Origin of the sequence: Streptomyces sp. TG1A-8, assembly GCF_030499535.1 — a bacterium.
Taxonomy (GTDB): Bacteria; Actinomycetota; Actinomycetes; order Streptomycetales; family Streptomycetaceae; genus Streptomyces.
The window spans coordinates 5,716,555-5,734,853 of record NZ_JASTLB010000001.1 but is presented as its reverse complement, the minus strand read 5'-3'; the positions used below and the strand labels follow the sequence as shown (position 1 = coordinate 5,734,853).

General features: G+C 74.4%; 16 protein-coding genes and 1 pseudogene. 7 read left to right on the top strand and 10 right to left on the bottom strand.

The genetic code is table 11. The annotated features are described in order from the left end of the window. Window positions 1–49: 49 nt before the first annotated feature. Window positions 50–1,564, top strand: a complete 1,515-nt coding sequence (locus QQY24_RS25265; protein ID WP_301975015.1) for a serine/threonine-protein kinase — start codon at window positions 50–52, stop codon at window positions 1,562–1,564. A gap of 72 nt (window positions 1,565–1,636) precedes the next feature. On the opposite strand, the gene QQY24_RS25260 is transcribed toward QQY24_RS25265, so the two are convergent. The 3 genes from QQY24_RS25260 to QQY24_RS25250 all read right to left on the bottom strand — a co-directional run bounded on the left by QQY24_RS25260 (window position 1,637) and on the right by QQY24_RS25250 (window position 5,393). After that, window positions 1,637–2,608 carry an aldo/keto reductase gene (locus tag QQY24_RS25260; protein ID WP_301975014.1) on the bottom strand — a complete coding sequence of 324 codons (972 nt, stop codon included), beginning with the start codon at window positions 2,606–2,608 and terminating at the stop codon, window positions 1,637–1,639. Window positions 2,609–2,665: 57 nt separating this feature from the next. Continuing rightward, window positions 2,666–4,096, bottom strand: a complete 1,431-nt coding sequence (gene argH, locus QQY24_RS25255) for an argininosuccinate lyase (protein WP_301975013.1) — start codon at window positions 4,094–4,096, stop codon at window positions 2,666–2,668. A 70-nt stretch (window positions 4,097–4,166) separates the two neighbouring features. Next, window positions 4,167–5,393, bottom strand: coding sequence for an argininosuccinate synthase (locus tag QQY24_RS25250; RefSeq protein ID WP_301975012.1), 1,227 nt, complete (start codon window positions 5,391–5,393; stop codon window positions 4,167–4,169). Window positions 5,394–5,553: 160 nt separating this feature from the next. Between QQY24_RS25250 and QQY24_RS25245 the strand changes: the two genes are divergently transcribed. Then, a complete protein-coding gene (locus QQY24_RS25245) occupies window positions 5,554–6,141 on the top strand; it encodes a pyridoxamine 5'-phosphate oxidase family protein (RefSeq protein ID WP_301975011.1) in 588 nt (195 codons plus the stop codon). Between the two features lie 160 nt (window positions 6,142–6,301). Here the strand turns inward: QQY24_RS25245 and QQY24_RS25240 are convergent, their stop codons facing one another. Together QQY24_RS25240 and QQY24_RS25235 are read right to left on the bottom strand one after the other, a co-directional pair. Continuing rightward, window positions 6,302–7,789, bottom strand: coding sequence for a cell wall metabolism sensor histidine kinase WalK (locus QQY24_RS25240; RefSeq protein ID WP_301975010.1), 1,488 nt, complete (start codon window positions 7,787–7,789; stop codon window positions 6,302–6,304). Continuing rightward, a complete protein-coding gene (locus QQY24_RS25235) occupies window positions 7,786–8,526 on the bottom strand; it encodes a response regulator transcription factor (protein ID WP_301975009.1) in 741 nt (246 codons plus the stop codon). Before QQY24_RS25235 ends, QQY24_RS25240 begins: the two co-directional genes overlap by 4 nt. Before the next feature lie 176 nt (window positions 8,527–8,702). Between QQY24_RS25235 and QQY24_RS25230 the strand changes: the two genes are divergently transcribed. The 5 genes and pseudogenes from QQY24_RS25230 to QQY24_RS25210 all read left to right on the top strand — a co-directional run bounded on the left by QQY24_RS25230 (window position 8,703) and on the right by QQY24_RS25210 (window position 13,286). Further along, window positions 8,703–10,070 carry a ferredoxin reductase family protein gene (locus tag QQY24_RS25230; RefSeq protein ID WP_301975008.1) on the top strand — a complete coding sequence of 456 codons (1,368 nt, stop codon included), beginning with the start codon at window positions 8,703–8,705 and terminating at the stop codon, window positions 10,068–10,070. Between the two features lie 8 nt (window positions 10,071–10,078). Next, window positions 10,079–10,558 (top strand): FMN-binding protein, encoded by a 480-nt coding sequence (locus QQY24_RS25225; RefSeq protein ID WP_301975007.1) that lies wholly within the window; start codon window positions 10,079–10,081, stop codon window positions 10,556–10,558. A gap of 58 nt (window positions 10,559–10,616) precedes the next feature. Beyond that, the gene (locus tag QQY24_RS25220) at window positions 10,617–11,999 is read left to right on the top strand and encodes a ferredoxin reductase family protein (protein WP_301975006.1); all 1,383 of its coding nucleotides are present in this window, start codon (window positions 10,617–10,619) and stop codon (window positions 11,997–11,999) included. A 17-nt stretch (window positions 12,000–12,016) separates the two neighbouring features. Further along, window positions 12,017–12,481: pseudogene (locus QQY24_RS25215) on the top strand (FMN-binding protein); the annotation flags it as partial. Window positions 12,482–12,545: 64 nt separating this feature from the next. Further along, window positions 12,546–13,286, top strand: a complete 741-nt coding sequence (locus QQY24_RS25210; protein ID WP_301975005.1) for an FAD:protein FMN transferase — start codon at window positions 12,546–12,548, stop codon at window positions 13,284–13,286. A gap of 51 nt (window positions 13,287–13,337) precedes the next feature. Here QQY24_RS25210 and QQY24_RS25205 read toward each other — a convergent pair whose 3' ends face one another. From QQY24_RS25205 to argC, 5 genes are read right to left on the bottom strand one after another with little or no spacing between them, the layout of a single operon-like run. Then, a complete protein-coding gene (locus QQY24_RS25205; protein WP_301975004.1) occupies window positions 13,338–13,883 on the bottom strand; it encodes an arginine repressor in 546 nt (181 codons plus the stop codon). A gap of 7 nt (window positions 13,884–13,890) precedes the next feature. After that, window positions 13,891–15,087 carry an acetylornithine transaminase gene (locus tag QQY24_RS25200; RefSeq protein ID WP_301975003.1) on the bottom strand — a complete coding sequence of 399 codons (1,197 nt, stop codon included), beginning with the start codon at window positions 15,085–15,087 and terminating at the stop codon, window positions 13,891–13,893. Beyond that, on the bottom strand, window positions 15,084–16,007 hold the full coding sequence (argB, locus tag QQY24_RS25195) for an acetylglutamate kinase (RefSeq protein WP_301975002.1): 924 nt from the start codon (window positions 16,005–16,007) through the stop codon (window positions 15,084–15,086). Before argB ends, QQY24_RS25200 begins: the two co-directional genes overlap by 4 nt. Continuing rightward, window positions 16,004–17,155: a bifunctional glutamate N-acetyltransferase/amino-acid acetyltransferase ArgJ gene (gene argJ, locus QQY24_RS25190; RefSeq protein ID WP_301975001.1), complete on the bottom strand. Its 1,152-nt coding sequence runs from the start codon at window positions 17,153–17,155 to the stop codon at window positions 16,004–16,006. Before argJ ends, argB begins: the two co-directional genes overlap by 4 nt. Then, a complete protein-coding gene (gene argC, locus QQY24_RS25185) occupies window positions 17,152–18,180 on the bottom strand; it encodes an N-acetyl-gamma-glutamyl-phosphate reductase (protein ID WP_301975000.1) in 1,029 nt (342 codons plus the stop codon). The genes argJ and argC overlap by 4 nt, the downstream gene beginning before the upstream one ends. Between the last annotated feature and the right edge of the window lie 119 nt (window positions 18,181–18,299).

The window sequence follows — 18,299 nt, the reverse complement described above, 5'->3', positions numbered from 1 at the left end:
CGGCAACGGGCGCGTTCACGAACCGGCCCTCGACGCAGCGGGAGATGGGATGAGGCTCCACGAGTCGGCTCTGGCACTGAAATCCCGGTGCACCGCCGAAATACTGGCGGGGCGGTACCGACTGGACACACTCATCGGCTCGGGCGGTGCCGCCGACGTCCACCACGGTTTCGACCTTCGCCTGCGGCGCTCCGTGGCGGTGAAGGTCTTCCGCAGCGGCACCGACGCCGACCTGGAGGAACGCTTCCAGAGCGAGACGGTGATCCTGGCCCGCCTGCAGCACCCCGGGCTGGTGACCGCCTTCGACGCGGGGCGGCACAACGGCCGCGCGTACCTGGTGATGCAGCTGATCGAAGGCCCCACGCTCAGGGGCCGCATCGCCCAGGGGCCGCTGACCGCCGAGGAGACCGCCGCACTGGGCGCCGCTCTCGCCCGGGCCCTGGCCCACGCGCACGAGGCGGGGGTCGTCCACCGCGACGTCAAGCCGTCCAACATCCTCCTGGACGCCTCCGGCCGGCCCCACCTGACCGACTTCGGCATCTCCCGGCTGCTCGACGCCACCACCCGCACCGCCACCGGCGCCCTCATCGGCACGGCGGCCTACCTCTCCCCCGAGCAGGTGCTCGGCCGGCCCGTCGGCCTGCCCGCCGACGTCTACGCCCTCGGCCTCGTGCTCCTCGAATGCCTCACGGGCCGGCTCGAATACGACGGCGGGCCCCTCGAAGCGGCGATCGCGCGGCTGCACCGGCCGCCCGTGCTGCCGGCCTTCCTGCCGGAGGAGTTCGCGGCCCTGCTGCGGGACATGACCGCCCTCGACGAGGAGGCCCGCCCCCCGGCACAGGAGTGCGCCCGGGCGCTGACCGCCCTGGCCGGCACGGTCCGTTCCGTGCCGGTCGTGCCCGCGGCCCCCGTCACGAGCGTCGTTCCGCCCGGAACTTCGGCGCGGGACGCCGACGCCACGCACCGGCACCCGTCGCCCGCCGCGGAGCGGACCGCGCCGAGGACCGCGCCCGCCCGCGCCCGCGCCCTGGTCATCGGTGGGACCGCCGCGCTCGCCGCCGCCATGTCCGCCGTCCTCGCCGTTTCCGACGCCCCGCCGCACCACGGGGGCGACGGGGGGACGGCACAGGCCGTCAGCCGCCCCTCGCAGGAGGCCGGGACGCCACGCACCTCGCCGGCGGGGACCGGTCCCGTCTCCGCGGCCGCGTCGTCCTCCGCCCGCGGCGTCTCCACCGCACCGCTCCACGACGCCGCCGCCCCGCACCGCGGCCGTCCCACCGCCGGCTCGGCCTCCACCCCCGCTCGCGGGGAACCGGTCACCGGGGCGGCCGGGCACGGCACCGCGACTTCCCCTGCACGGTCCGGGCCCGGTGCGACGCCGGGGGACCGGTTCACGCCCCCGGCGGAGCCGGAGGAGGGGACGGCGGAGCCGGAGGAGGGAACGGCGGAGCCGGAGGGAACCGCAGGGGCGGAGACGCAGAAGCCGGAGAACGACGGCGCACCGCACGGCAAGGCCGGGGACGCCGGGCGGAGTTCGAAGAAACCGGGGAACGGCAAGTCGTAGACCGGCCCCGCGGGGACAGGCTCGTCTCCTCGCGGGCGTGCGTGACTCGCGGCGGTCGGCCGGCGGGGCCGGTCAGTGCCAGGGCAGCCGTCCGCGCCGCTCCCAGTAGGCGCGCGGGTCCTCCACGAGGGTGGCGATGCGGGCCAGTCGGCCGGCGTCGAGGTCGACGGCGGGTGCGTGGAGGTTGGAGGCGAGCTGGGCGACGGTCGCCGCGCCGGACAGGACGACGCCCGCCCACGGCTGCCGCAGGACGAAGGCGAGGGCCACGGCATCGCAGCCGAGGGAGGTCTCCTCGGCCACGGCCTTCAGCGCCTCCGGGGCGTGCGGTGCGGCGAGCCGGCCGTTGGCCAGGCCCTCCTTGACGATCACGGTCAGTCCGGCGTCGTGCGCCTCGGCGAGCGCGGGCCCCGCCGAGGTCTCCAGGGCGTTGTACGTCGACTGGACGGTGCGGAAGAGGGGCTCGCCGTCGACCGTCACCTCCAGCGCCGCGCGGATCGCGTCGGCCTGGGCGGGGCCGCTGGTGGAGAAGCCGACGGTCAGGCCGCCCGCGGCGGCTTCGGCGAGCCGGGCGTGGAGTTCCTTGTCGGTCAGGGCCGGGCTGTCCGGGGTCACCGAGTGGATCTGGTACAGGTCGAGCCGGTCGCCGAGCAGCCGGCCGGTCTCGGCGCGCTGCCGCTCGTACGCCGCCGGGCTGTGGTCCTTCACCTCGTGCTGCTCGGCGTCGGCGGACCAGCCGGCGGTGTAGGTGTAGCCCCACTTGCTGCCGACCACCACGTCGTCGAGGTCCGGGCGGGCGTCGAGCCAGGCGGCGAGGAACTCCTCCGCGCGGCCGTAGGAGCGGGCCGCGTCGAAGTAGCGCACGCCCTGGGCGTAGGCGGCGTCGAGGAGGTCGTGGGTGCGCTCGCGCAGGGCGTCCACGCTGCGGACCGGCGGGAGGTCGGCGTCACGGCCCAGGTTGATGTAGCCGGGCCGGCCGACGGCGGCGAGGCCCAGGCCGAGGTGGCAGGTGGGCGTCGTGGCTGAGGAGAGACGTGCGAAGGGCATCGCGGGCTCCGTTCGGTCGGCTGTTCACCGACCAACCTAACCCGCGATGCCCGGCGGCTACTTCTTCTCGGCGTCCGCCCAGGCGTGCTGGGCGGCCACGTCCGCCTTGACCTCGGCGAGCTGGACGGCTACCGCGGCGGGGGCCGTGCCGCCGCGGCCGTTGCGGGAGGCGAGGGCGCCGGGCACGTTCAGGACCGTGCGCACCTCGGGGGTGAGGTGGGCGGAGATCTTCGCGAACTGTTCGTCCGTGAGTTCGTCCAGCTCCTTGCCCTCGGCCTCGGCGGCCTTGACGCACTCCCCCGCGACCTCGTGCGCCACGCGGAACGGCACGCCCTGCCTGACCAGCCACTCGGCGATGTCGGTGGCGAGCGAGAAACCGGCCGGGGCCAGTTCCTCCATGCGCTCCCGGTTGACGGTGAGGGTGGCGATCATGCCGGTGAAGGCGGGCAGCAGCACCTCCAGCTGGTCGCAGGAGTCGAAGACCGGCTCCTTGTCCTCCTGCAGGTCGCGGTTGTAGGCGAGCGGCAGGGCCTTCAGCGTCGCCATGAGGCCGGACAGGTTGCCGATGAGGCGGCCGGACTTGCCGCGGGCCAGCTCGGCGATGTCCGGGTTCTTCTTCTGCGGCATGATCGAGGAGCCGGTGGAGAACGCGTCGTGGAGGGTCACGAAGGAGAACTCCTTCGTGTTCCAGATGATGATCTCCTCGGCGATCCGGGAGAGGTTCACGCCGATCATCGCGGTGATGAAGGCGAACTCGGCGACGAAGTCGCGGGAGGCGGTGCCGTCGATGGAGTTGCCGACGCTGCCGCGCTCGAAGCCGAGGTCCTTCGCCACCGCCTCCGGGTCCAGGCCGAGGGAGGAGCCCGCGAGGGCGCCGGAGCCGTACGGCGACACGGCCGTCCGCTCGTCCCACTGGCGCAGCCGCTCGGCGTCCCGGGACAGCGACTGGACGTGGGCGAGGACGTGGTGGGCGAAGAGGACCGGCTGGGCGTGCTGGAGGTGGGTGCGGCCGGGCATCGCCACGTCCGGGTGGGCCTCGGCCAGGCCGATCAGGGCGTCCTGGAGATCGGCGATCAGGGCGCCGATCGTCCGGGCGTGGTCCCGCAGGTACATCCGGAACAGGGTGGCGACCTGGTCGTTGCGGGAGCGGCCCGCGCGCAGCTTGCCGCCGAGGTCGGGGCCGAGGCGCTCCAGCAGGCCGCGCTCCAGGGCCGTGTGGACGTCCTCGTCGGCGACGGTGCCGACGAAGGCGCCGGAGGCGACGTCCGCCTCCAGCCGGTCGAGCCCGGCGGTCATGCGGGTCAGCTCGTCGTCGGTGAGGAGGTCCGCCTTGTGCAGCACGCGCGCGTGGGCGCGCGATCCGGCGATGTCGTAGGGCGCGAGCCGCCAGTCGAAGTGGACGGACGCGGACAGCTTCGCCAGGGCCTCGGCGGGACCGTCGGCGAAACGGCCGCCCCAGAGCCGTACGTCACCGTTGTTGCTGCTCACTTGGATTGCTCCTCGAAGAGTTGTCTCTGTGCGACCGCCTTCCCCACCCTTGCAGGTGAGGAGGCGGCTGTCAGGCCGATGCGTGCGAGGTGCCCCGTGGGCCCTGCGCGAGGTCCCGCCTGGCGGCGATCTTCGACGACAGGCTGTGGATGTCGATGAAGCCCTTGGCCGCGGCCTGGTCGAAGGTGTCGCCGGTGTCGTAGGTGGCCAGGTTGAAGTCGTACAGCGACGACTGCGAGCGCCGGCCGCTGACGACCGCGCGGCCGCCGTGCAGGATCATCCGGATGTCGCCGGAGACGTGCTGGTTGGCCTCGTCGATGAAGCCGTCCAGGGCGCGCTTGAGCGGGGAGAACCACTGGCCGTCGTAGACCAGTTCGCCCCAGCGCTGCTCGACCTGCCGCTTGTAGCGGGCGAGTTCGCGCTCGACGGTGACGTTCTCCAGTTCCTGGTGGGCGGTGATCAGGGCGATGGCGCCCGGAGCCTCGTACACCTCGCGGGACTTGATGCCCACGAGCCGGTCCTCGACCATGTCGATCCGGCCGACGCCCTGGGCGCCGGCGCGCTCGTTGAGCTGCTGGACGGCCTGCAGGACGGTGACGGGCTTGCCGTCGACGGCGACCGGGACGCCCTCCTCGAAGGTGATGACCACCTCGTCGGCCCCGCGCGGGGTGGCCGGATTGGAGGTGTACTCGTAGATGTCCTCGACCGGGGCGTTCCAGATGTCCTCCAGGAAGCCCGTCTCGACGGCGCGCCCGAAGACGTTCTGGTCGATGGAGTACGGCGACTTCTTGGTGGTGGCGATCGGGAGCCGCTTCTCCTCGCAGAAGGCGATCGCCTTGTCACGGGTCATCGCGTAGTCGCGGACCGGGGCGATGCACCGCAGGCCGGGGGCGAGGGCGACGATGCCCGCCTCGAAGCGGACCTGGTCGTTGCCCTTGCCGGTGCAGCCGTGGGCGACGGTCGTGGCGCCGTGCTTCTCGGCGGCGGCGACGAGGTGCTTGACGATCGCCGGCCGGGACAGGGCGGAGACCAGCGGGTAGCGGTCCATGTAGAGGGCGTTGGCCTTGATCGCCGGGAGGCAGTACTCGTCGGCGAACTCGTCCCTGGCGTCGGCGACCTCGGCCTCGACGGCACCGCAGGCGAGCGCGCGCTTGCGGATGACGTCCAGGTCCTCGCCGCCCTGGCCGACGTCGACCGCCACGGCGATGACCTCGGCGCCCGTCTCCTCGGCGATCCAGCCGATGGCGACGGAGGTGTCCAGACCGCCCGAGTAGGCGAGTACGACGCGCTCGGTCACGGGTTTCTCCTCACAGTGCATCCGCCGGTATGCATGAGTATGCAGAACTCTGCATGATTCGTCAATCGGCTCTCCGGTGGGCGCACCGGAGCACCGGCCGGGGCGGCGGGGCCGGAAAACGCCCGGCCGGGCGGAGTGCCGTCGGCGATAATCGGCGGACATGGGAAAGACCTACGAGCGCATAGACGGCAGGCTCCGGACGTTCATCGAGGAACAGCCCCTCTTCTTCACCGCGACCGCCCCGCTGTCGGGCGACGGCACGGTCAACCTCTCCCCCAAGGGCCTCAAGGGCTCCCTCGTCGTGCTCGACGGGCTGACGGTGGCCTACCTGGACTTCGCCGGGTCCCACGCGGAGACCGTCGCCCACCTGCGGGAGAACGGGCGGATCACCCTGATGTGGTGCGCCTTCCAGGGACCGCCCACCATCGTCCGGGTGCACGGCCGGGGCGAACCGGTCTTCCGCGACGACCCCCGCTTCCCCGAGCTGCTCGCCCGCTTCCCGGACATCGACCCCACCCCGCACGGGCTGCGCGCGATCATCCTCGTCCACGCCGCCCTGGTGCGGGACACCTGCGGGTACGCCGTCCCCCGCATGAGCTACGAGGAGGACCGCGACCTGCACGGCAGGCGGTTCGCCCGGGAGGACGACGCCTCGCTGAACGCGTACTTCGAGAAGAAGGAGCACGTCGCGACCAGCCTGGACGGGTTGCCCGGGCTGCCCCTGCCGCTGCCCCCGTCCGCCGTCTGAGCCGTGCGGCCGGGGCGTGCGCCTGAACCGTGCGGCCGAGGCGGGCGGCGGGTCCTGCGGCGGGCCGGTCCCCGGAGGAGCACCGCGGATCGCGGTGGGGCGGGATGGTGCCGCCCGCCCCACCGGGTGCGGGCCCGGTGCCCGTCTCCCCCGCGCGGGGTCAGCCGGAGGGGAGCCGCACGGTGAACGCGGTGGCCCCCGGCCCGCCGTCCAGCACCACGCCCCCGCCGTGCGCCTCCACCACCGCCGCCACGATCGACAGGCCGAGGCCCGCGCCGCCGCCGGAGGCGTCCGGGCGGCGGCGGTGCTCCGCCCGGGTGAAGCGTTCGAAGACGTGGGGCCGGACCTCCTCGGGAACGCCGGGGCCGTTGTCGTGGACGGAGAGGGAGGCCGCGTCCCCGCCGGTTGCGAGGGTCACCGTCACCCACGTGCCCACGGGCGTGTGCAGACGCGCGTTGGCCAGCAGGTTGGCCACCACCTGGTGCAGCCGGTGGGCGTCGCCCGTCACCGTGACCGGCTCCTCCGGCAGGTCGAGGGTCCAGCGGTGGCCGGGGCCCGCGGCGCGGGCGTCGGCCACCGCGTCCAGGACCAGCCGGGTGAGGTCGACCGGACGGCGCTCCAGCGGGCGTCCCGCGTCGAGGCGGGCCAGCAGGAGCAGGTCGTCCACCATCTCGCCCATGCGCGCGGACTCGGCCGTGATGCGCTCCAGGGCCCGGGCGACCTCGGGCGGCACCGGACCCGGGTGCAGCAGGGCCAGCTCGGCGTGGCCGCGGACCGAGGCGACCGGGGTGCGCAGCTCGTGGCTGGCGTCGGCGGCGAAGCGCCGCAGCCGCTCCTCACTGGCGTGGCGTTTGGTCAGGGCGTTCTCGACGTGGCCCAGCATCCGGTTGAAGGCCGTCGCCATCCGGCCGACCTCGCCGCGCGGATCGGCGGCCGGGACGCGGGGCGGCAGGACCACCTCGCCGCTGGCCAGGGGGAGCTCGCTCACCCGGGTGGCGGTGGCCGCGACCCGGCTGAGCGGTTGCAGCGACCAGCGCACCCAGAACACCCCGGCGACACCGGTCACCACCAGGGCCAGGCCGAAGACGATCCCGGCCACCAGTTCCAGACGGTGGACCGCGGCCTCGACGGGCTCCAGCGGAAGGCCGACGACCAGGACGTCCCCGTCCCGGCCGGGCGAGGCGACGACGCGGTAGCCGTCCAGGGCGGAGAGTTCCACGGAGTGGGCCCGGCCGTCGGCCGGCACCCCGGCCAGCCGCCGCTCGTCCCCGGCGCTCAGGTGGACGTCCAGGTCGGCGGCGGGGTCGCCGGAGCGGATGAGGCCCTTGCTGGTGACCGTGCCGTTCAGCAGGCGGGCGCCGAAGGTGCCGGTGGCCGTCCGGCGGGTGTCGCCGTACTCGTCGCCGTAGCCGTCGCCGTGTCCCCCGTCGTGGCCGTCCGGCAGCGCGCCGTCGTGCTCCAGGCTCTGCGGGAACCGGGTGCCGGCCTGGGCGAGCTGTTCGTCCAGGCGCCGGGTGAGGAAGCCGTTCAGCTCCACGACCGCGGCGACTCCCACGGCCGCGCAGCTCACCGCGAGGAGCACCACCAGGCCCACGGTGAGGCGGGCCCGCAGGGTGCGCGGGCGGGGCAGCCGCCGCAGGAACCTCATCGCGTCACCGGCTTCAGCACGTAGCCCGCCCCCCGCACCGTGTGGATCATGGGCTCGCGGCCCGCGTCCACCTTCTTGCGCAGGTAGGAGATGTACAGCTCGACGACGTGGGCCCGGCCGCCGAAGTCGTAGGACCAGACCCGGTCGAGGATCTGGGCCTTGCTGAGGACGCGGCGCGGATTGCGCATGAGGAAGCGGAGCAGCTCGAACTCGGTGGGCGAGAGCTCGATCAGCTCGCCGGCCCGGGTCACCTCGCGGGCCTCCTCGTCCATGGCCAGGTCGCCCACGGTCAGCCGCGGTCCCCCGTCCTGCTGGCGGGCCATGCCGGCGCGGCGCAGCAGTCCGCGCAGCCGGGCGACGACCTCCTCCAGGCTGAAGGGTTTGGTGACGTAGTCGTCACCGCCCGCGGTGATGCCGGCGATGCGGTCCTCGACGGCGTCGCGGGCGGTGAGGAGGAGCACGCACACGTCGGGCTTCACCTCGTGCAGGCGGCGCAGCACGGTGAAGCCGTCGGTGTCGGGGAGCATCACGTCCAGGACGACGGCGTCGGGCAGCAGCTCCCGCGCGGCGGCGACCGCGCGGGACCCGTCGCCGGCCGCGCGCACCTGCCAGCCCTCGTAGCGCAGGGCGCCGGTGAGCACCTCGGCGAGGTCGGGGTCGTCGTCGACGACGAGGACGCGCAGCGGTGTGCCGTCGGGGCGGGTGAGGGCGGGGCGGCCGGAGCGGGTCGTGTTCATCGCGCCTACCAGCATCGACCCCGGGCCCGCCGGCCGGCCGCCCGGGTCGCTCTGAGTTTCCTCTGAGTCCGCTGCGCACGGCCGCCGCTCAAAGGTGCCTCAGAGCTTCGGCGCGCACAGTGGCCGCACCGGCGGACGACGACCGCGGGCCGGGGCGGACGGAAGGACGGGACCTGATGACCACCGTGGATGCGCGGCGGGCCGCCCCGCCCGGGCACGCGACCGCCCGGCGCTCCCCCGCACGGCGTTCCCCCGCGGGGCCCGTACTGGCCGTGCTGTGGGCGGGGGCGGCGGCCGTGGTGGCGCTCTGGTGGGCGGACACCGCGACCGTGACCGGCGCTGCCGGCTGGCTGACCGGGGCCGGGCGGATCGCCGGGCTGCTGTGCGGGTACGCCTGCGCGGTGCTGGTCGGCCTCATGGCGCGGGTGCCGCTGCTGGAGGTGCGGATCGGCTCCGACCGGGTGGCGCGCTGGCACGCGATGGCCGGCCGGTACACCGTCTGCCTGCTCGTGGCGCACGTCGTGCTCGTCCTCACCGGGTACGCCGCCCAGGACCGCGCCTCGCCGTGGCGCGAGACGGCGACCGTGGTCCTGGACTACCCGGACATGCTGGAGGCCACCGCCGGCACCGTGCTCCTCCTCGCGGTCGGCGTCACGTCGGTGCGGGCCGCGCGCCGCCGCACCAGCCACGAGTTCTGGTACTACGTGCACCTGCTGACGTACGCGGCCGTCCTCCTGGCGTTCTTCCACCAGCTGGCGCTCGGCGACGAGTTCGTCGGCAGGCCCGTGGCCGCCGCCGTCTGGTACGCGCTGTACCTCGGCGTGGCGGTCCTGGTGCTGTGGTTCCGGATCCTCACCCCGGTCCGGCTCAACCTGCGGCACCGGCTGCGCGTGCAGTCGGTGGACGAGGAGGCGCCGGGCGTGTACTCGGTGGTCGTGCGCGGCCGGCACCTGGACCGGCTGGGGGTGCGGCCGGGGCAGTTCTTCCGCTGGCGGTTCCTCGGCGGGGGCCTGGGCCGGACGTCGACGCCGTACTCCCTGTCCGCGCCGCCGCGCCCGGACCTGCTGCGGATCACGGTCAAGGCGCTCGGCGACCACAGCGCCGCGGTGCCGCTGCTGCGGCCGGGCACCCGGGTCTGGGCGGAGGGCCCGTACGGCTCCCTGACCGCCGACCGGGGTGCCGGTCACCGGTCCCTGCTGATCGCGGCCGGGGTCGGCGTCACCCCGCTGCGGGCGCTGTTCGAGACGCTGCCCGGCGAGGTGACCCTGCTGTACCGGGCGCACGGTGCGCAGGACCTGGCGCTCGGCGGCGAGCTGGAGGCGATCGCCCGGTGGCGCGGGGCGCGGGTGCTGTACGCGCTGAACGGGCCGGGCGGGGAGCGTCCGCCGCTGACGGCGCAGTCGCTGCGCGCGGCCGTCCCCGGCCTGTCCGGCCACGACGTCTACCTGTGCGGCCCGCGCGGCTTCGCCGAGGACGTCTACCGGGCGCTGCGGGCGGCCGGGGTCCCGGACCGCCGCATCCACCACGAGTCGTTCGAACTGTGAGGCCCGCCGTGCACGTGTTGAACAGGAACCGCCCCCTCCGCCGCATCGTGCTGACCGGTGCCGCCACCGTCTCCGCGATGGTGCTGCTGCTGTCGCTCAAGCCGCACGCCGACCCGGCGGCGGCGCCCGCGCCGGTGCCCGCGCCGAGCGGCGGCGCCGGCGCGAGCGCCTCGCCGGGGCGGGGCGGCGGGACGGCGGGCACGGGCACGGGCACCAGGACCGTCACCGGTGACAGCGTGCAGACCCGGTGGGGGCCGGTCCGGGTGCGGGTCACGGTCAAGGGCGGCAGGCTCACCGACGTCACCGCGGTCGACTACCCGCGGGACAACCCGCGCGACCAGGAGATCAACGCCTACGCCCTGCCCCGGCTGCGCGGCGAGGCCCTGACCGCGCAGAGCGCGCGGATCGACGCGGTCTCGGGGGCGACGTACACCAGCGACGGCTACAAGCGGTCGCTGCAGTCGGCGCTGGACTCGGCGGGCCGGTGAACACCGGGCGCGTGCGGCGCGTATCTGTGGGCCAAGGGTCAAGTCCCCCGGAGGAACCGTGACCACGACGCTCGCGGGCGGACGCGCCGCCCGCCGCCAGACGATGCGCCGCATCCGCCCGCGCCGCTCCCCGGCCGTCCCGCTGCTGCTGGCGGTCGGGGCCGGCGCGGCGGCCGTGCTGTGGCTGTGGTGGCACCACACCTCGTCCCTCGCGGACGACGGCGACAGGATCCTCAACGCCGGCCGGATCACCGGCCTGCTGGCCGGCTACCTGATGGCGCTGGTGGTGCTCCAGACGGCGCGGGTGCCGGCGCTGGAGCGGCGCGTGGGCTCGGACCGGGTGGCCCGCTGGCACGCGATGAGCGGCCGCTACACGCTCTGCCTGGTCGTCGCGCACGTCTTCCTCACGATGTGGGGCTACGCGCTCCGGGCCGGCCGCTCGCTCGGCGACGTCGTCCGGCAGACCGCCGACTCCCTCGGGCAGCTGCCCGACGTGGGCAAGGCCGCCCTCGGCACCGGCCTGTTCGTGCTCATCGGGCTGACCTCGGCCGGCGCGGTCCGCCGCCGGCTGCCCTACGACACCTGGTACCACGTCCACCTGCTGACGTACGCGGCGGTGTTCCTGACGTTCTGGCACCAGATCACCACGGGCAACGACTTCGCGGTCGAGCCCACCGCCAGGACCTCCTGGTGCGCGCTGTACGGCTCGGTCACCGTCCTCGTGCTCTGGTACCGGATCCTCACCCCCGTCCGGCTGAACCTCCGGCACCGCATGCGGGTGGAGGGGGTCGTCGAGGAGGCGCCCGGCATCGTGTCGGTGCTCATCGGCGGGCGGAAGCTGCACCGGGTGGGCGCGGAGGCGGGCCAGTTCTTCCGCTGGCGGTTCCTGGCGCCCGGGATGCGGTTCAGCTCCCACCCCTACTCGCTGTCGGCGGCGCCCCGCCCCGGCATGCTGCGGATCACCGTGAAGGCGGTCGGCGACCACAGCGCCCGGCTGCGGGACCTGGCGCCGGGCACCCGGGTGTGGGCGGAGGGCCCGTACGGCGCGCTCACCGCCCAGCGGCGCAGCCGGGGCAAGGTGCTGCTGGTCGCGGGCGGCGTGGGCATCACACCGATGCGGGCGCTGTTCGAGACGCTGCCCGGGGCGGCCGGTGACATCACGCTGCTCTACCGGGCCGGCACCACCCGGGACCTGGCCCTGTGGGACGAGCTGGCCGCGATCGCCGAGGAACGGGGCGCGCGCCTGATGTACGCGGTCAACGGCCCGGACGGCGAACGCCCGGACATCTCGGCGCAGAACCTGCGGCGGAAGGTCCCGGACGTCGACCGGCACGACGTCTTCCTGTGCGGCCCGCCCGGGTTCGCGCGGTCGGTGTACGAGGCACTGCGCGACGCGGGTGTCCCCGCACGGCGCATCCACCACGAGTCGTTCGAGAGGTGAGCGGGGGCTGTGAAGCGATGAGGAAGAACCACCCCGTTCGGCGCGTGGTGCTGACCACCGCCGCCACGGTGTCCGGTGTCGTGCTGATGCTGTCGCTGAAGCCCGCGCCGGGCCCGGCCGCCGCGCCGGCGGCGGACCCGGCGCCGCGGGGGACGGCGGCGGCGCGAGGGACGGCGGCGGCGCGGGAGTCGCCGCGGGGCGGCGCGCGGGACGCCGGGGCGGGGACGGTCACCGGTGACGCGGCGCGGACCCCGTACGGCCCGGTCCAGGTCCGGATCACGCTCGCCGGCGGCCGGATCACGGGGGCGGAGGCGGTCCGGGCACCCGGGGGCGGCCTCAGCGACCGGAAGACCGCGCTGGCCGTCCCGAAACTCAACCGGGAGGCCGTCGCGGCCCAGGGCGCGGACATCGACGCCGTCTCCGGCGCCACCTACACCAGCACCGGCTACCGGCAGTCCCTGCAGTCGGCGCTGGACCGGGTCGGTGGCTGACGCCGTGGCCGGGCCGGGCGGGCCGCCCGCCGGGGTGCGTCACGCGGAGGAGGTCATGGGGACCGTCTTCTCCTTCGACGTCCGCGGCGGGGAGCCACACGCGGTGCGCTCCGCGCTGGCGGAGGCGGTCGTGGGCCTGCACCGCGCCGACGCGCTCTTCAGCCCCTACCGGGAGGACAGCGAGGTGTCCCGGCTGGCCCGGGGGGAGCTGGGCGTGGGCGACTGCGCCCCCGAGGTGGCCGAGGTGCTGGAGCTGGCGGCCGAGGCGGAGCGGGTGAGCCGGGGCTGGTTCAGCACGCGGTACCGGGGGGCGCTGGACCCGACCGGGATCGTCAAGGGCTGGTCCGCCGAGCGGGCGGCCCGGCGGCTCGCCGCGGTCGAGGGGGTGTGCGGGGTCAGCGTGAACGGCGGCGGGGACGTGCAGATGCTCGGCGGACCCGAGCCGCAGCGGCCGTGGCGGGTCGGGGTGTCCGATCCGCTCCGGCCGGGCGGGCTGGCGGCGGTGATCTCGGCGGCGGGCGCGGCGGAGCTGTCCGTCGCCACGTCGGGCACGGCGGAGCGGGGCGCCCACATCGTCGACCCCCGCACCGGCAGGCCGGCGGTCACCGACCTGGTCGCGGTGACCGTGGTGGGCCCCCGCCTGACCTGGACGGACTGCTGGGCGACGGCGGCGTTCGCGATGGGGTCGCGCACGGGCCTGGCGTGGCTGGAGTCGCTGCCGGACGTGGAGGGCCTGCTGATCACCGCGGGCGACGAGGTGCGGTGCACCGAGGGACTGGCGGCACGGCTGGGCTGAGCGGGCCGGCTCCCGCCCGCCCGCGGCCGGCCCCGCGCCCGCCCCCTCGGTTCAGTGGCCGTTCTGCGCCAGCCGCAGCAGGTGCTCCGCGAGCGCCTGCCCGCCGGACGGGTCCCTGCTGATGAGCAGCAGGGTGTCGTCACCGGCGATCGTGCCCAGGATGTCGTGCAGCTCGGCCTGGTCGATCGCCGAGGCGAGGAACTGGGCCGCTCCCGGCGGGGTGCGCAGGACCACGAGGTTGGCCGAGGCCTCGGCGGAGACCAGCAGTTCCTGGGAGAGGCGCCGCATGCGCTCCTCCTTGGCCGACTCCCCCAGCGGGGCGCGCGGCGTGCGGAAGCCGCCCTCGCTCGGCACCGCGTAGATCAGGTCGCCGTCGGTGTTGCGGATCTTCACCGCGTTCAGCTCGTCGAGGTCCCGGGACAGCGTCGCCTGGGTGACGCTCAGCCCGTCGTCCGCGAGGAGCTTGGCGAGCTGGCTCTGCGACCGCACCGGCTGCCGGTTGAGGATGTCCACGATCCGGCCGTGCCGTGCGGTGCGGGTCTGCGGCACGGCGGGCCCGGCGCCCGCCGCCTGCTCGTGGTCCTGCGCCTGGCTCATCGTCGTCTCATTCCCCGGATCGTCCGTCCCCGTGTGCCGCGTCGAGGATGCCGGGCAGCGCCTGGAGGAAGGCGCCCGCCTCGTCGTCGCGGAGGTTGAGCGGCGGCATGAGCCGCACGACGTCGGGGGTGGGCGCGTTCACCAGGAACCCGGCCTCCTGGGCCGCCTGTTGCACCTGTGGCGCGAGCGGCCCGGTGAGCACGATACCCAGCAGCAGGCCCGCGCCCCGGACATGGCCGGCCAGCGGGTGGCCCAGGGCCTCGATCCCCTCCCGCAGCCGCTCGCCCTGCCGTTTGACGTTCTCCAGCAGCCCCTCGCCCGCGATGGTGTCGAGGACGGCGAGGCCGGCGGCGCAGGCGACCGGGTTGCCGCCGAAGGTGGTGCCGTGCTGGCCGGGCCGCAGCAGTTCGGCGGCCCGGCCGAAGGCGACGGTCGCGCCGAGCGGCAGCCCGCCGCCCAGTCCCTTGGCGAGGGTGACGACGTCGGGCAGGACGCCCTCGTGGGCCTGGTACCCGAACCAGTTCCCGGTGCGGCCGACCCCGGTCTGCACCTCGTCCAGGACCAGCAGGGCGCCGGTGGCGGCGGTGATGGCGCGGGCCGCCTTGAGGTAGCCGGCCGGGGGCACGACGACCCCGTTCTCGCCCTGGACCGGCTCGATGATCACCAGTGCGGTGTCCTCGGTGACCGCCGCGGCCAGGGCCTGCGCGTCGCCGTACGGCACGTGGGTGACGTCACCGGGCAGCGGGCGGAAGGGCTCCTGCTTGCCGGGCTGGCCGGTGAGGGCGAGGGCGCCCATGGTGCGGCCGTGGAAACCGCCCGTGGTCGCCACCATGTGGGGGCGCCCGGTCAGCCGGCCGATCTTGAACGCGCCCTCGTTGGCCTCGGCGCCGGAGTTGCAGAAGTAGACCCTGCCGTCGCGGCCGAAGAGCTGGAGCAGCCGCTCGGCGAGCGCGACGGGCGGCTCGGCGACGAACAGGTTGGACACGTGGCCCAGGCGGGCGATCTGGCGGCCGACCGCCTCGACGACGGCCGGGTGGGCGTGGCCCAGCGCGTTGACCGCGATGCCGCCGACGAAGTCGAGGTACTGCTTGCCGTCGGCGTCCCACAGCGTGGTGCCCGCGCCGCGGACGAGGGGCAGGCGCGGGGTGCCGTAATTGTCCATCAGCGCGCCCCGCCACCGCGCGGTCAGTTCCTCGTTGCTCATGACGGCTCCCCCTCGTGCTCGTCGGCCACGACCATCGTGCCGATGCCTTCGTCGGTGAAGATCTCCAGCAGGATCGAGTGCTGGACCCGGCCGTCGATGACACGGGCGGTGCGGACGCCGTTGCGCACGGCGTGCAGACAGCCCTCCATCTTCGGCACCATGCCGGAGGACAGCTCCGGCAGCAGCTTCTCCAGCTGGGAGGCGGTGAGGCGGCTGATCACCTCGTCCGAGTCCGGCCAGTCCTCGTAGAGGCCCTCCACGTCGGTGAGGACCATGAGGGTCTCGGCGCCCAGTGCCGCAGCGAGAGCCGCAGCCGCCGTATCAGCATTGACGTTGTAGACATGTCCGTCGTCCTGTGATCGGGCGATCGACGAGACGACCGGGATGCGGCCGTCGGCGAGCAGGGCCTCGATGGCGCCCGTGTCGATCTCGGTGATCTCGCCGACCCGCCCGATGTCGACCGGCCGGCCGTCGATCTCCGGCTGGTGCCTGGTGGCGGTGATGGTGTGCGCGTCCTCGCCGGTGAGCCCCACGGCCAGCGGGCCGTGCTGGTTGAGCAGGCCGACCAGCTCGCGCTGCACCTGCCCGGCGAGCACCATCCGCACGACGTCCATGGCCTCCTCGCTGGTGACGCGCAGGCCCGCCCTGAACTCGCTGACGATGCCGTGCCGGTCGAGGGCGGCGCTGATCTGCGGGCCGCCGCCGTGGACCACGACCGGCTTGAGGCCGGCGTGCCGGAGGAAGACGACGTCCTGGGCGAAGGCGGCCTTCAGGTCCTCGTTCACCATGGCGTTGCCGCCGAACTTGATGACGACCGTCCTGCCGTGGTGGCGGGTCAGCCAGGGCAGCGCCTCGATGAGGATCTGCGCCTTGGGCAGTGCCGTGTGCTTGCGCGTCGTGCCGCTGCTGCTGTCGCTCATGAGGAGTAGGCGCTGTTCTCGTGGACGTAGTCGGCGGTCAGGTCGTTGGTCCAGATGGTCGCGGTCCGGGAGCCCGCGGCGAGGTCGGCGACGATGTGCACCTCGCGGTAGCGCATGTCGACCAGGTCGCGGTCCTCGCCCACGGAACCGTTCTTGCACACCCACACGCCGTTGATGGCGACGTTGAGCCGGTCGGGTTCGAAGGCGGCCCCGGTGGTGCCGATCGCGGACAGGACGCGGCCCCAGTTGGGGTCCTCGCCGTGGATCGCGCACTTGAGGAGGTTGTTGCGGGCGATGGAGCGGCCCACCTCGACGGCGTCCTCCTCGGTCGCGGCGTTGACCACCTCGACCCTGATGTCCTTGCTGGCGCCCTCGGCGTCGCCGATGAGCTGCCGGCCGAGGTCGTCGCAGACCTGCCGCACGGCCTCGGCGAACGCGTCGTGGGCGGGGGCGACGCCGGAGGAGCCGGAGGCGAGCAGCAGCACCGTGTCGTTGGTGGACATGCAGCCGTCGGAGTCGATCCGGTCGAAGGTGACCTTCGTGGCGGCGCGCAGGGCCCTGTCCAGGGCCTCGTTGTCCAGGTCGGCGTCCGTGGTGAGCACGACCAGCATGGTGGCCAGGCCCGGGGCGAGCATGCCCGCGCCCTTGGCCATGCCCCCGACGGTCCAGCCGTCCCGGGTGACGACGGAGGTCTTGTGCACGGTGTCGGTGGTCTTGATCGCGATGGCGGCCTTCTCGCCGCCGTGCTCGCTCAGCGCGGCGGCGGCCGTCTCCACGCCCTTGAGCACCTTGTCCAGCGGCAGCAGCACGCCGATGAGGCCGGTGGAGCAGACGGCGATCTCGACGGCACCGCGCCCGAGCACCTCGGCCGCCTTCTCGGCGGTGGCGTGGGTGTCCTGGAAACCCCGCGGGCCGGTGCAGGCGTTGGCGCCGCCGGAGTTGAGGACGACGGCGGAGACCTGGCCGCTCCTGAGGACCTGTTCGGACCACAGCACCGGCGCGGCCTTGACGCGGTTGGAGGTGAACACGCCCGCGGCGGCACGGCGGGGCCCCTCGTTGACCACGAGGGCCAGGTCGGGGTTGCCGTTCTCCTTGATCCCGGCGGCGATGCCCGCCGCCGTGAATCCCTTGGCTGCCGTGACGCTCACGGTGCGACTCCGATCGTCGAAAGCCCCGTGGTCTCGTCGAGACCCAGGGCGATGTTCATGCTCTGGACGGCACCGCCCGCGGTGCCCTTGGTCAGGTTGTCGATGGCGCTGATGGCGATGATGCGGCCGACGGCCGCGTCGTACGCGACCTGCACCTGAACGGCGTTGGAACCGTGGACGGACGCCGTGGCCGGCCACCGGCCCTCGGGGAGCAGGTGGACGAAGGGCTCGTCGGCGTAGGCCTTCTCGTAGGCGGCGCGCAGCGACTCGGCGGTGACGCCGTCCCCGGCCGCGGCGCTGCACGTGGCGAGGATGCCGCGCGGCATCGGGGCGAGGGTCGGCGTGAAGGAGACCGCGACCCGCCGTCCCGCCACCCCGCTCAGGTTCTGGATCATCTCGGGGGTGTGCCGGTGGCCGCCGCCGACGCCGTACGGCGACATGGAGCCCATGACCTCGCTGCCGAGCAGGTGGGGCCTCAGCGCCCTGCCCGCGCCGGAGGTGCCGGAGGCGGCGACGACCACGGCCTCCGGTTCGGCGAGCGAGGCCGCGTAGGCCGGGAACAGGGCGAGGGAGACGGCGGTGGGGTAGCAGCCGGGTACCGCGATGCGCCTGGCCCCCTCCAGCGCGGCGCGGGCGCCCGGGAGTTCGGGGAGGCCGTAGGGCCAGGTGCCGGCGTGCGGGGAGCCGTAGAACCGCTCCCAGTCGGCGGGGTCCCGCAGGCGGAAGTCGGCGCCCATGTCGACGACCAGCACCTCGTCGCCGAGCTGCTCGGCGACGGCCGCGGACTGTCCGTGCGGCAGTGCCAGGAAGACGACGTCGTGCCCGGCGAGGGCCTCGGGCGTGGTCTCGGTCAGCACGCGGTCGGCCAGCGGCAGGAGGTGCGGCTGGAGCTCGCCGAGCCGCCGGCCGGCGTTGGAGTTGCCGGTCAGGGCACCGATCTCGACCCCGGGGTGCGCGAGGAGCAGGCGCAGGACCTCTCCGCCCGCGTACCCGCTCGCTCCGGCCACCGCCGCACGTACCGTCATGTCGAAAACCCTCCTCTGGATGGCATGACTATACGTTTCGATGCACGTTTATGCAATGGTGGGGTGTTCGGAGGCATCGGCCGGCGAGCGGCACGGCAGGATGGGCGGGGGCAGGCGCG